The 12,764-nt window shown below is 45.9% G+C and carries 9 protein-coding genes and 2 pseudogenes; 8 read left to right on the top strand and 3 right to left on the bottom strand.

Translation table 11 applies throughout. The annotated features are described in order from the left end of the window. Positions 1 to 85 precede the first annotated feature (85 nt). Both ACVC9U_RS11495 and splB read left to right on the top strand, forming a co-directional pair. The gene (locus ACVC9U_RS11495) at positions 86 to 319 is read left to right on the top strand and encodes a transcriptional regulator SplA domain-containing protein (RefSeq protein WP_075753104.1); all 234 of its coding nucleotides are present in this window, start codon (positions 86 to 88) and stop codon (positions 317 to 319) included. 73 nt (positions 320 to 392) lie between these two features. Then, on the top strand, positions 393 to 1,421 hold the full coding sequence (gene splB, locus ACVC9U_RS11490) for a spore photoproduct lyase (RefSeq protein WP_075753103.1): 1,029 nt from the start codon (positions 393 to 395) through the stop codon (positions 1,419 to 1,421). A gap of 7 nt (positions 1,422 to 1,428) precedes the next feature. On the opposite strand, the gene ACVC9U_RS11485 is transcribed toward splB, so the two are convergent. Continuing rightward, the gene (locus ACVC9U_RS11485) at positions 1,429 to 2,121 is read right to left on the bottom strand and encodes a GNAT family N-acetyltransferase (RefSeq protein WP_075753102.1); all 693 of its coding nucleotides are present in this window, start codon (positions 2,119 to 2,121) and stop codon (positions 1,429 to 1,431) included. A gap of 221 nt (positions 2,122 to 2,342) precedes the next feature. Here ACVC9U_RS11485 and ACVC9U_RS11480 point away from each other — a divergent pair. From ACVC9U_RS11480 to ACVC9U_RS11465, 4 genes and pseudogenes are all read left to right on the top strand, one after another. Then, positions 2,343 to 3,269: pseudogene (locus tag ACVC9U_RS11480) on the top strand (HAMP domain-containing protein); the annotation flags it as partial. Further along, on the top strand, positions 3,264 to 4,211 hold the full coding sequence (locus ACVC9U_RS11475; RefSeq protein WP_370510558.1) for a methyl-accepting chemotaxis protein: 948 nt from the start codon (positions 3,264 to 3,266) through the stop codon (positions 4,209 to 4,211). The pseudogene ACVC9U_RS11480 and the gene ACVC9U_RS11475, both read left to right, overlap by 6 nt. Before the next feature lie 371 nt (positions 4,212 to 4,582). Continuing rightward, a complete protein-coding gene (locus ACVC9U_RS11470) occupies positions 4,583 to 5,368 on the top strand; it encodes an SDR family oxidoreductase (RefSeq protein WP_441390919.1) in 786 nt (261 codons plus the stop codon). 13 nt (positions 5,369 to 5,381) lie between these two features. Next, positions 5,382 to 6,254 (top strand): NAD(P)-dependent oxidoreductase, encoded by an 873-nt coding sequence (locus ACVC9U_RS11465; RefSeq protein ID WP_142238610.1) that lies wholly within the window; start codon positions 5,382 to 5,384, stop codon positions 6,252 to 6,254. 44 nt (positions 6,255 to 6,298) lie between these two features. On the opposite strand, the gene ACVC9U_RS11460 is transcribed toward ACVC9U_RS11465, so the two are convergent. Further along, positions 6,299 to 7,045 (bottom strand): CAP domain-containing protein, encoded by a 747-nt coding sequence (locus tag ACVC9U_RS11460; protein ID WP_075753097.1) that lies wholly within the window; start codon positions 7,043 to 7,045, stop codon positions 6,299 to 6,301. Between the two features lie 344 nt (positions 7,046 to 7,389). On the opposite strand from ACVC9U_RS11460, the gene ACVC9U_RS11455 reads away from it, so the two are divergent. Both ACVC9U_RS11455 and ACVC9U_RS11450 read left to right on the top strand, forming a co-directional pair. Continuing rightward, positions 7,390 to 9,498, top strand: coding sequence for a peptidoglycan D,D-transpeptidase FtsI family protein (locus tag ACVC9U_RS11455; RefSeq protein ID WP_441390916.1), 2,109 nt, complete (start codon positions 7,390 to 7,392; stop codon positions 9,496 to 9,498). A gap of 160 nt (positions 9,499 to 9,658) precedes the next feature. Continuing rightward, on the top strand, positions 9,659 to 11,470 hold the full coding sequence (locus ACVC9U_RS11450; protein ID WP_003181274.1) for a PAS domain-containing protein: 1,812 nt from the start codon (positions 9,659 to 9,661) through the stop codon (positions 11,468 to 11,470). Between the two features lie 20 nt (positions 11,471 to 11,490). Here the strand turns inward: ACVC9U_RS11450 and ACVC9U_RS11445 are convergent. After that, positions 11,491 to 12,671 (bottom strand): annotated as a pseudogene (locus tag ACVC9U_RS11445) (aminotransferase A); the annotation flags it as partial. Positions 12,672 to 12,764 lie beyond the last annotated feature (93 nt).

Genomic DNA, 12,764 nt, shown 5'->3' with positions numbered 1-12,764 from the left:
GTCCGGGTTTTTTTGTTGACCTGAATGATCTCGGCTGCGGCGGAAATAATACATGTGACCAATTGTTAGAAAGGGGGATCTTGATATGCCCAGGCAGCCATTCAAACCGGGTGATGAGGTCTATGTTATTTACCGGAACCCGCATGCCGCCAATGTCGCGCATATAAAGGAAGCTGAAGTCGTTGATCACCCGCTTCACGAAGGTGAACTGGCATTGTTTATGTATGATACATATCACGCCTTTGCCGAAGATGATGCCGTTTGTTCTTCATATGAAGAGGCGGAACGGCTTTACCGTGAATTATTTGACGGGATATGAAGATCTTACCGGTATACCGCATCCTCTAATTGCAAAAAGTAACGGAAATAAGCAAAGGATGTGTCTGTTTCCAATGGTAAAACCGTTTGTTCCCCAGCTCGTCTATATTGAACCGAGAGCGCTGGAATATCCGCTGGGGAAAGAGCTGAGGGATAAATTTTCAAACATGGGGCTTGAGATCAGGGAAACGACTTCACACAACCAGGTAAGGAATATCCCGGGGGAAGGCCACCTGCAAAAATACAGAAATGCGAAATCCACTTTGGTCATCGGCGTCAGAAAAACATTGAAATTCGATTCGTCAAAACCGTCCGCAGAATACGCGATTCCGTTTGCAACAGGGTGTATGGGTCACTGCCATTACTGCTACCTGCAGACGACAATGGGCAGCAAGCCGTATATCAGAACGTACGTCAATGTGGAGGAAATACTTGAACAGGCGGATCAGTATATGAAAGAACGCGCTCCCGAGGATACGCGGTTTGAAGCTTCTTGCACATCTGATATTGTCGGGATTGACCATTTGACACACACATTAAAACGTGCAATTGAGCATTTCGGTCAATCCGAGCACGGTAAACTGCGTTTCGTGACAAAATTCCATCATGTCGACCATTTGCTTGATGCCAAGCACAACGGAAAAACGCGTTTCCGCTTCAGCGTGAATGCCGATTATGTCATCAAAAGTTTTGAACCCGGCACATCCCCTTTGGATAAACGGATCGAAGCCGCCGTGAAAGTCGCGGAAGCAGGCTATCCGCTCGGTTTTATCATCGCTCCGATTTATATTCATGACGGCTGGCAGGATGGCTACAGAGTGCTCCTCGAAAAGCTCGATCGTGCGCTGCCGCAGCATACGAGGCGCGACATTACCTTTGAAATGATCCAGCATAGATTCACGAAACCGGCAAAAAGAGTCATTGAAAAAAACTATCCAAAGACAAAGCTCGAACTGGATGAAGAAAAACGGCGCTATAAATGGGGCAGATACGGAATTGGCAAATATATATACCAGAAAGATGAAGAAGCAGAGCTTCGCAGCGCCCTTGAAACGTATATTGATAACTATTTTCCCGAAGCAAAAATCGAATATTTCACATAACAGAGCTTTAGTTGGAAAAGCTCTGTTTTTTGTTTTGAGATGTTAGAAAAGGGTTTTTCCACTCCATTAAGACCGCATAATGAAGCGATTCCTCATCTTCAATGTAGCCGGGAATCACGCAAACCGGCGATCGGCCGCACTGAAGCAGGAATGAGAGTACGGGATCGCGCTTTTCCCCGTCCAATACAGCTTGAACATACTGTTCGGGCGTCATTTCTTCAGCCGACTTGTGATAATGGGGAATCCGTCCGCCGCCAATGAGCCGCTTGAGCCCTTTAAAGACCGTCAGTTCATACATGGACTGCATCAGCCGCTTTCCGATGCCGAGTTTTCGATAGTGCGGGGACACGGAAATATCGACGACATAAAGGGAGTTTCCATCGTTTTGATGTGTGCCGATATACCCGTTGTCCGTCACTTCGTCCCAGCTGTGGTGAGGATGATGCGGATCAAAATTAGTCATGAGCGCCGTCATCGAACCGATGATTCGGCCTTCGGAAACCGCGCAAAGCGCACCATCGGCAAATCGTTCAATATGGGAATAGAGCTGCTTTTCATTCCACAAAAGGTCTTCCGGAAACGGAGGCGGAAAGCATTCTCTTTGGAGTGCAATCAAATCGGGAATATCTTTGTTGCTGTAATTGCGGATGTCCACCTGCTGATAAGAAGTGCCGTTATCGACGTAAAACTGTTTATAGATCGCCCATCACTCCTTTTGATATTTCCTTCATTATACCGTTATTTTAGCAGGCTATCTTAATTTTGCGAAATTTTGGCCGATAAAAAGAATATGAAGGTGCATGTAAAGGAGGGTTTCATTTGTTTAAAAAACTGCATGTCAAAATTGCCGGATTTGTTGCCATCCTGCTGATTTTGACGGTTATCGTCCTACAGTTTTCCACAACACATTTGTTGAAATCGATGCTTGAAGATGAAGCAAAAGAATCGACTTCAAGTCTGCTTAACTCGATCAAAGGTAATATCGAGCTTCAATTAGAAAACTATGAAATCGCTTTAAATCGTATGAGCGACAGCCAAATGGCGCAGTCATTTTTAGAAGATGATCAAAATAAATCATTGGGCAGACTGATCAACGACGAATTAAAGCAAATCAAGGATAAAAACGAGTTTGTCACCAATGCGTATATAGCGACCTCAAAAAAAGATATATGGATATACCCGAAAGCCGAATTTGATAAAGGTTTTGACCCGACGACACGGCCATGGTACACATCGGCTGCCAAAACGCCTGATCAAGTGATTTGGACAGAGCCGTATCAAGATGTCGTGTCTGGAGAGATGATGGTCGCGGCGGCTAAAGCAGTCGTTGTCGACAATAAAGTATTAGGCGTCATCAGCTTTGATATTTCACTGAATTCATTAAACAAAATCATCGACAATCAAAAGATGCCATATGACGGCTACGCATTTATTATGGACCAAAACGGGACAATGCTCGCCCACCCGTCAAAACAAGGTGACGATATATCGAAAGACAAAATATATCGGGACATCCCGTCATCCAAAGACGGAATCAAAGTAGGCAAAGATACGGTGATCGCTTATCAAACCGTTGGCGGTACGGGCTGGAAAGTCGGTACGCAATTCGACACGGCGAAGCTGATGTGGGTCGCACAGGAAATGAACAAAATGGTCATCATCGTTTCAATCATTGCTTTGGCAGCGGCGATCATTTTAAGCTATTTCCTTGCCAAAACGATCACAGGCCCGATTAAGCAGCTGATTGCCAAAACAAAGGCAGTCGCGGGCGGTGATTTGACTGTCCAGACAACCGCTGCCTCAAAAGACGAAATCGGCATATTAACAAAAGACTTCAACAAGATGGTCGAAAACATGAAAGAAATGATTGTGCAAGTCGGAACCTCGTCCGGAAAAGTATCGAAAACGACCGATCAATTAAGCGCTGTTTCAGAAGAAACAGTTTCTGCGAGCGATGAGATCGCCAAAGCGATCGAAGAAGTGGCGACAGGCGCGACAGAACAAGCGGCAGAGGTCGAAAATGTAAATGAACAATCCGAACGGCTGTCTGTCAAAATTAAAGAAATTGAACATCATGCCGACAGCATCAAGAAGCTTTCGAGAACATCAGAAGATGCAAGCTATACAGGAATCGATGCCCTCGGGCAGCTGCTTGCAAAATCAAATGAAGCCAACTCGGAGACGAAGAAAGTGGAACATATGCTTTTACAGCTTGAAGAAAAAACGAAAAACATCGAAGACGTTGTTACAGCCATCTCGGCGATCTCTGATCAAACAAACCTTCTTGCTCTGAACGCCAGCATTGAAGCAGCCCGTGCCGGCGAAAGCGGACGCGGTTTTGCGGTAGTTGCAGAAGAGGTGAGAAAGCTGGCCGAACAATCAGCGGTTTCTTCACAGCATATCAGCGAAACGGTCAAGCAGATTCAGCTGGAAACGAAAGAAGCTGTTTCAGCGATGACGGAAGCAAGCAAGATGAATGAAGAGCAAAATGGTATGATTCACGAGACAGGAGAAGCGCTCAGCAAAATTACTGCAGAAATGCAGGCGCTCGTCAACTCAATTGACCACATTTACTCTGAAATCTCTGATATGAGCGGAGAACAGCAAAAAATGTCCGATTCGATCCAAAGCATTTCAGCTATTTCCCAGCAGTCAGCAGCGGCTGCGGAAGAGGTCAGTGCTTCGACAAACGAGCAGCTGACAGCGCTGGAAAGCATCGCCAAATCGGCTGAAGCGCTGAGTGAGGCCAACCAAGAATTATTAAATGCGATCAATAAGTTTAATGTGTAATAAAGAAGTCCCTCTTGTTGAAAGAGGGACTTTCAGCGTGTCGACAAACCCTCGCATTCGTTGTCAGGCCTGCGCGTCGGTGCTCACGAATAGGAGAAGGATCGGCGGCTAACCGTCCAGGCGTCCTGCCTGAACGCCGCCGTCATCACATCCTGTGAAAGTCCGCTCCGATGCTCGGCCTTCCTAGACTGCAAGGGTTTTCAATCACGCTGAAAGGATGACAAAATCCCAAAACTAAGAGCTGTTTTGGGATTTTGTCAACAATCTGGAAGTCCCTCTTGTTGAAAGAGGGACTTCCCCTTTTTCAACGCTCACAATCCCAATTTTCAGAATATACGTGTTACACTATAAGTATGAAGGGAGTGATGAGTGTGGACTTAAAGATGAATGGCAAAACAGCGCTTGTGGCAGCAAGCAGCAAAGGACTCGGCAATGCGATCGCAAAAGCCCTTGCGAATGAAGGTGCAAATGTCATGTTGTCCGGGAGACACGAAGCAGACTTGAAAAAAGCTGCGGAAGAGCTGGGCGGACTCGGAAGCGGATCTATCTCATATCAAGTATGCGATCTTGCAGACGCCGACGGGATCAAAGCGCTCGTTCAAAAGACCGCTGACACATTTGGAACGATCGATATGCTCGTCAACAATGTCGGAGGACCGAAGGGAGGCATCCTGCTGGATTTGACAGACGCTGACTGGACTTCGTCATTTGAATTACATCTGCTCAGCTATGTCCGTTTAATCCGCGAAGCTTTTCCATATCTAAAAAAGGATGGAGGCCGCATTGTTAATATCGCTTCTTCATCAGTCAAGCAACCGATTCCGGGGCTGCTGCTTTCCAACACGTTTCGAATGGGAATCGTCGGTCTGACAAAATCCATTGCTGAAGAGTTGGCCGATCACCGCATTTTGATCAACACGCTCGCACCTGGGAGAATCGCGACAGATCGCGTGGCAGAGCTTGACCGGCTCAAAGCCGAGAAAACAGGCCTTTCCGAGCAGCAGGTGAAGGAAAGCTATGAGAAAGAGATTCCGCTCGGCTCCTACGGAAAACCTGACGACTTTGCACAGTATGCAAGCTTTCTTTTATCAGAATGCAATACATATATGACTGGACAGACACTGCTGATAGACGGCGGAATGGTAAAAGCAATTTAAGGGGGATGACATCATGAAAAAAACGATCGGATTTATCGGACTCGGTGTAATGGGAAACAGCATGGCCTCGCATATTTTGGCTGCAGGCTATCCCGTCAGCGCCTATACGAGAACAAAACAGAAAGCGGACAGCCTCGTGGAAAAAGGGGCGGAATGGAAATCATCCGTCAAAGCACTGGCGCAGTCGTCTGATGTGATCATCACAATGGTCGGCTACCCAAAAGACGTTGAAGAAGTTTACTTTGGAAGCGAAGGCATTATTGAAAATGCCAAAACAGGTTCTTACCTCATCGATATGACGACTTCCAAGCCTTCTCTCGCCAAACAAATCGAGGCTGCTGCAAAAGAGAGAGGACTTTACGCTTTAGATGCTCCGGTTTCAGGCGGGGACGTCGGCGCGAAAAACGGCACGCTCGCCATCATGGTCGGAGGAGAACGGAAAGCCTTTGATGAATGTTACCCGATCTTTTCGATCATGGGTGAAAACATCCAATATCAGGGACCGGCCGGAAGCGGCCAGCATACGAAAATGTGCAACCAGATTGCGATTGCTGCAGGTATGATCGGCGTCGCGGAAGCGATGGCCTACGCCAAAAAATCCGGACTCGATCCCGACAATGTGTTAAAAAGCATTACGACCGGCGCTGCGGGAAGCTGGTCCCTCTCAAATCTCGCGCCTAGAATGCTGAAAGGCGACTTTGAACCGGGCTTTTACGTCAAACACTTTGTTAAAGACATGGGCATCGCGCTTGAAGAAGCGGAGTTGATGGACGAGAAAATGCCGGGGCTCGAGCTTGCTAAAAGCCTTTACGACACCCTTGTGGAAAAAGGCGAAGAAAACAGCGGCACCCAAAGTCTGTACAAGCTTTGGACAGAATACAAATAACGAAAAAAACCACTTGCTCAATGCAAGTGGTTTTTTGCTGGTTCTTATTTTCCGATGAACTGCTGAGTCCAGTAGTTGCCGTCTTTCACATATCCAACACCGATATGTGTGAAGTTAGGGTTCATAATGTTTTTTCTGTGGCCTTCACTGTTCATCCAAGCTTTGACAACTTCCTGAGGCGTTTTTTGGCCTTTCGCGATGTTTTCTCCGGCAGTGCGGTATGTGATGCCGAATTTCTTCATCATGTCAAATGGAGAACCGTAAGTCGGGCTGTTGTGATCAAAATAATTGTTATCTTTCATATCTTGAGATTTCGTGCGGGCAACCTTGCTCAGTTTCTCATCCAAAGTAAGAGGTTTTAGCCCTTGTTTCTTTCTTTCCGCATTTGTCAGCTCAACAACTTCTTTTTCATACGCGCTTACAGAAGAAGATGAAGGCGCTGTATTTTGCTTTTGCTGTGAAGTCTGCTCTTTTGAAGCTTCCTGTTTTTGAGTCTGCGTGCTTTCAGGCTTCGAAGCTTTAGGTGCAGAAGTCTTCGGTGCAGAAGCTTTAGGCTGTTGAGTGGCTTGTTTCATATAAGAATGAAGCAGGGACTGAATTTTTTCTTGGTCAGCTTTAGAAAGCTGGTTCATGTTTTGGATATTCAGTTTGCCTGCGAGATCAGTTACATTTATGGAATGAACGGTTTTGACTTGTACTTGCTGCTGCTCTTTAGCGTCAGCGTGTTGAACGCCGCTGAATGTGAAGAGCGTTGCTGCAGCTGCTGCTGATAAAAGAAAAGCTTTTTTCATAAACAGTAATCCTCCTAAATGTTGTAGTTGTTGTTTCGTACAGTAAAATCATAACATGGCTTTTTTGAAATAATAGATCCATATATTCCCTTTGACAAGGTATTATTGTTAATTTTGACATAAAAAAAGAAAAACCCTTTGCTGCCAATATGCAACCAGATCGTTCTTTTACACGTCTTGTCATAAACGTGGTAAAATTTAAATTTGTTAGTTAAATTTTAATATAAAAAGAGATTGACAGCTTTTTTGAAAACTTTAGATTGTAACAACCATTACAAAAGTGTTACAATATATCTCAGTTAATTAATGTAAAATTGAATATTGTGAGAGGAGAGAGAGTTTCAGTGACAGAATCTCAACATGATCCGGCTGAAATCAAAAAGAGCAGGCGTTCGCGTTTATGGCGGATCAACCTGTACTTCTTTGCGGTGTTCACTTTGTTCGCTGCGCTGATTGTCAAGCTGGGCCTCGTGCAAATCGTCAATGGAGAGGCGTATGAGCAGGAAGCTTCGAAAACCGAGGCGAAAATTGCGTCATACCCGGCACCGCGGGGTAAAATGTATGACAGATACGGGCGGGTGGTTGTCGACAACCAAAGCGTTCCCGCGATCACATATACGATGATGACTAGCACAAAAACGGAGGAAAAAATCAGCACAGCCAAAAAACTCGCAGAATTGATCGATATCGATACTTCGTTTCTGAAAGAGAGAGATCTGAAAGATTACTGGCTTGCCAGACACACGAAAAAAGCTGCTGCACTTCTGAAAGACAGCGAGAAAACCCTCAAGTCTGATCAAACATACAAGCTTCAGGTGGACCGCGTTCCGGCGGAAGAGATCAAAGCGCTGGAAAAGGACAAAGATGAGCTTAAAGTCGCAGCGATTTTCAGAAGATTTTCTGGCGGCTATGCGTATGAGCCGCAAATCGTCAAGGCGATGAGCCCGAAAACCGCGGGGAAAAACGATGCGCAGCTCCTTGATGAGAAGGCTTCTAAACAGATGCCGGCCAACGATTTGACGTATGAGGAAGTCTCACGCGTTTCCGAGCATCTTGAGGAACTGCCCGGCGTCGACGTCATCATGGACTGGACCAGGAAATATCCTTATGAAAAAACGCTCTACTCCATTTTCGGAGGCGTCACAACGCCTGAACAAGGGCTTATCAAGGACCGGGAAGACTTTTACCTGACAAGGGGATATGCCCGGAATGACAGAGTGGGAAAAAGCTATCTCGAGTATCAATATGAAGAATATTTAAATCCGAAAAAAGCGAAAGTCCAATATACCGAAAACCGTTCAGGAAAGGTTATCAGCCAGGAAACGGTTGATGAAGGAAGACGCGGCTACGATCTGCAGCTGACGTTCGACATGGAGCTCCAAAAGAAAGTCGAAGAGGCTATCGAAGAGGAGCTTAATAAATTCCGCGGCTCAAACTACATGCTGGACAGAGCGTTCGTCGTCATGATGGACCCGAATAACGGAGACATTCTGTCCATGGCCGGAAAGCGGATCGTCGACGGCAAAATCACCGACTATGCAATCGGCGCGTTTACAACCCAGTACGAAATGGGATCGGCGGTCAAAGGCGCGACCGTGCTTGCCGGCTATCAGGACGGCATGCCGCATGGGCAGAGTTATTTAGACCAAGAGCTGAGCTTCGCAGGGGGAGTTAAAAAAGGTTCCTACAGAGGAAACACTATCGGTTGGGCTAATGAAGTTAGAGCGCTGGAAAAAAGTTCAAACGTTTATATGTTTTATGTGGCAATGAGAATGGCAGGAATTACGTATGTACCGAACGGCCCGCTTCCGGCGAACCTAGAGGACTTAAAGAAAATGAGGTATTACTTCAATCAATTTGGCCTTGGGGTAAAAACAGGCATCGACTTGCCGCAGGAGTCGGCCGGGATGCAGACAAACCCAAAAATAGTCGGGGGTCTCCTCCTCGATGAAGCGATCGGCCAGTTTGACACGTACACGCCTTTGCAGCTCGCCCAATATGTTTCAACGATCGCCAACGGCGGATACAGGTTGCAGCCGAGAGTCGTGAAAAGCATTCACCAGCCAGAAAGCGAAAAACTCGGTCCGGTCATTGAAGAGCGCTCTGCCAATGTGCTGAATCGTATCAACAATTCTCAAAGCGACATCGCCATCGTCAAGCAAGGATTTAAACGAGTAACCCAGACGGGAACTGCAGCCGGCGCATTCGGTTCGCTTGACGTATCAGGCAAAACCGGAACGGCGCAGACGCAATACTACGGCACAAACCGAAACTGGTGGGGGACTAGGACTTACAATATCACCTTTGCCGGCTATTACCCGTCGGAAAATCCGCAGGTCGCCTTCAGCGTTGTCGTCCCGAATGTCGACGACAAAACGAAGATGAACAAAAACATCGCCGCCAAAATCGTCAAAGCCTATGTCGATCTGCAAAAAAAATACAGCAAGGATTAGACAAAAAAGAACACGGATTTTTTCCGGGTTCTTTTTTTGTTATCAAAATTTGACGAATGCTAGAAGTTTTGAAGGAGATTTCTCGCATTTTAGCGAATCCTTTTAAGCAAAATAGTTTTAATGAATGCTGGTCATGAATAGGGTATAAAGGAGGGATATGATGGAACAAAAAACAAAACGTTTTGAGCAATATAAGCCTCATATGAATTTACAGGCAGTCCTGTCAGCTAACGGCCGTTTTATATACATATCTGCAAATTGCAAAGAGCTCTTAAGCTACGAGCAGAATGAACTGATCGGTACGTATTTGAAGGACTATTTACACGAAGACGATCTTTTTCTGGTAGAAAGCTATTTTTACAATGAGCATCATTTGCTGCCCTGCACCTTCAGATTTGTGAAAAAAGACTACACGATGATCTGGATCGAAGCATCGATCGATTTCGTGACGACCCATGTTGGAGAAAAAGAACGCGAAATTGTACTCAAAATGAAAGTGTTTGAAGACCGTCCCTCTAAGAAAAGCAGCTCCATAAAAGAGGAAGACGCTCCGGAAGAAGCCTCCAGGCTGCCGGCAAAAGAGGAATTCGAAGCCATGATCGAAGGCTTGCCAAACCCTCTGTGCATCAGCGTTCAAGGGGAAATAGTCTACGTAAATGACGCCATGGTCAACCTGCTCGGAGCCGAGCATAAACGGCAAATTATCGGAAAGTATTCCTACGATTTTATCGAGAAAGAGTACCATGACATCGTCAAAAACCGCATTAAGCGGATGCAGCAGGGACTTGATGTCGGAATGATCGAGCAAACGTGGCATAAGCTCGACGGCACGCAGATTCACCTCGAAGTCAAGGCGGCGCCGACCATTTATCAAAACCAGAAAGCGGAGCTGCTTCTTCTCATTGACATTTCATCGAGAAAAAAATTTCAGACCATTTTGCAAAAAAGCAGGGAGCGATATCAGCTCTTGATTCAAAACTCAATCGATACGATAGCCGTGATTCATAAAGGAAGATGGGTCTTTATGAATGAATCGGGCATTCGTCTGTTTGAAGCAAAGACGTATGAGGATTTAATCGGCAAAGATATTTACGAACACCTGCACCCATGCGATCACGAAGATGTCAAAGCGAGGCTGAAACGGATCACAGACCGCCAATCCGAATCTGAAATCATAAAACAGACGTGGTATACATTTGAAAAAAGGCTCATCTATACAGAAATGGTTTGCATCCCTACGACATTTTTCGGGGAAACGGCCGTTCAGGTGATTTTAAGGGACATTTCTGAACGCAAGCAGACCGAAGAGCTGATGGTCCGTTCGGAAAAGCTGTCGATTGCCGGACAGCTTGCAGCCGGGATCGCCCATGAAATCCGCAATCCGCTCACCGCGATCAAAGGGTTTTTGCAGCTGATGAAGCCGACAATGGAAGAAAATGAACATTATTTTAATATTATCTTTTCCGAGTTAAGCAGAATCGAATTGATCTTGAGCGAGCTTCTCATGCTGGCAAAGCCGCAGCAAAACGCATTGAAAGAAAAGCTTGATCTGATCAGGCTGATCCGCGAAGTGACGGCGCTTTTAGAAACGCAGGCCAACTTAAACGGCATTTTGATCAATACGATCCTCACAGACGACAAAATTTACATTAAAGGGGATCAAAATCAATTAAAGCAAGTGTTTATCAACCTAATCAAAAACGCCGTCGAATCCATGCCAAACGGCGGGACGGTTCATTTGACGGTCAGAGAAACCGACGATTCGGTCGTCGTCGAGGTGGAGGACGAAGGAGAAGGGATACCTGAACATGTCCTGAAGCGGATCGGCGAGCCGTTTTTGACGACGAAGGAAAAAGGAACAGGCCTCGGTTTGATGGTCACCTTCAATATCATCGAAAATCACAACGGAACCATCGAAGTCGACAGCAAAGCAGAAAAAGGCACGACATTTAAGATTCTATTTCCAAAATAAAATAAAAAAACAACGGCGTAAAAGCCGTTGTTTACGTAGTCTGTATCGATTGCCTCTTATTGAAAACAAAGGACTCCAGCCGGTCAAGACCTTCCCTTAGCGTATCAGGAGAATATGCGTAAGAGATCCTCACATAGCCTTCCCCGTATTCAGAAAACGAGCTGCCCGGCACGATCGCAAGCCCCTCTTCTTCAAGAAGCGACATGCAGAAGTCAAAGGAAGACATTCCAAACGATTTGATGGACGGGAAAATGTAGAATGCTCCCGACGGTTTAATCACATCGAGGCCCATCGTCACAAGTCTGTCGTACACGTAGTCCAGCCGTTTTTTATACTGCTCGCGCATGATCAGAGCGTCATCAAACCCGTTGGTGACGGCTTCCAGAGCAGCTTTTTGAGAAATCGATGAAGCGCAAGATACGTTGTATTGATGGACTTTTAAAATATGCTTTGCGATTTCCTTCGGTGCGAACAAAAACCCGATTCTCCAGCCCGTCATGCTGTGGGATTTGGAAAGCCCGCCGATGACGATCGTCTGGTCCCTTAGCACAGTTGCGATCGAGTGGTGCGGTCTGTCAAAAGTGAGTTCGCTGTATATTTCATCTGAGAGCACAAAGACGTTTCGGCCTTTTAAAAGGGAGGCGATGTCCTTCAGCTCTTCTTCGGACAGCGTCATTCCCGTCGGATTCGACGGATATGGAAGAACAACACATTTTGTCTTCGGCGTCAGCGCTTCCTCGATCAATTTTGCTGTCAGCTTAAAGCCGTGGGACGTGGTGTCAATGATCAATGGAGACGCTCCGCACATTTTGATGATCGGCTCATAGCCGGGGTATACCGGCCCCGGAAGAATGACTTCATCGCCCGGAGATAAAATCGTGCGGAATGCCGAATCGATAGCCTGGCTGGCGCCTGTTGTCACAATAATCTCGCTTTCCGCTTCATAATTTAAATCGGCTTTTTTCTTCATATAAAGCTGTACAGCCTGCCTCAGCTCAGGATATCCGGCGTTGTGAGTGTAGGATGTTTGATTCTCATCTATCGCTTTTTTGGCGGCCTGTTTGACATGGTGGGGGGTGAAGAAATCAGGCTGGCCGATTGTTAAAGAGATTACGTTTTCGTACTGGGATACAAGGTTTGAGAACTTGCGGATCCCTGAGATTTCGATTTCTTTTACATTTGGATTAAGCAAATGTTCCATTTAGCATCACCTTAAAAATGTTATGGTTTATCTTATTTTACCATCATCAGACCAATTGTCATCTTTTAATCAATCAATTTTATAAAAACTCGT

This window comes from Bacillus sp. GM2 (genome assembly GCF_056155945.1).
Note: the sequence above shows the minus strand (reverse complement) of the source record. Positions and strands in the feature narration are given on the sequence as shown.

Coding starts and splice junctions, on each gene's coding strand:
- ACVC9U_RS11450 (WP_003181274.1), top strand. CDS start 9,659: ATGGAACAAAAAACAAAACGTTTTGAGCAATATAAGCCTCATATGAAT.
- ACVC9U_RS11475 (WP_370510558.1), top strand. CDS start 3,264: ATGGTCGAAAACATGAAAGAAATGATTGTGCAAGTCGGAACCTCGTCC.
- splB (WP_075753103.1), top strand. CDS start 393: ATGGTAAAACCGTTTGTTCCCCAGCTCGTCTATATTGAACCGAGAGCG.
- ACVC9U_RS11495 (WP_075753104.1), top strand. CDS start 86: ATGCCCAGGCAGCCATTCAAACCGGGTGATGAGGTCTATGTTATTTAC.
- ACVC9U_RS11460 (WP_075753097.1), bottom strand. CDS start 7,045: ATGAAAAAAGCTTTTCTTTTATCAGCAGCAGCTGCAGCAACGCTCTTC.
- ACVC9U_RS11465 (WP_142238610.1), top strand. CDS start 5,382: ATGAAAAAAACGATCGGATTTATCGGACTCGGTGTAATGGGAAACAGC.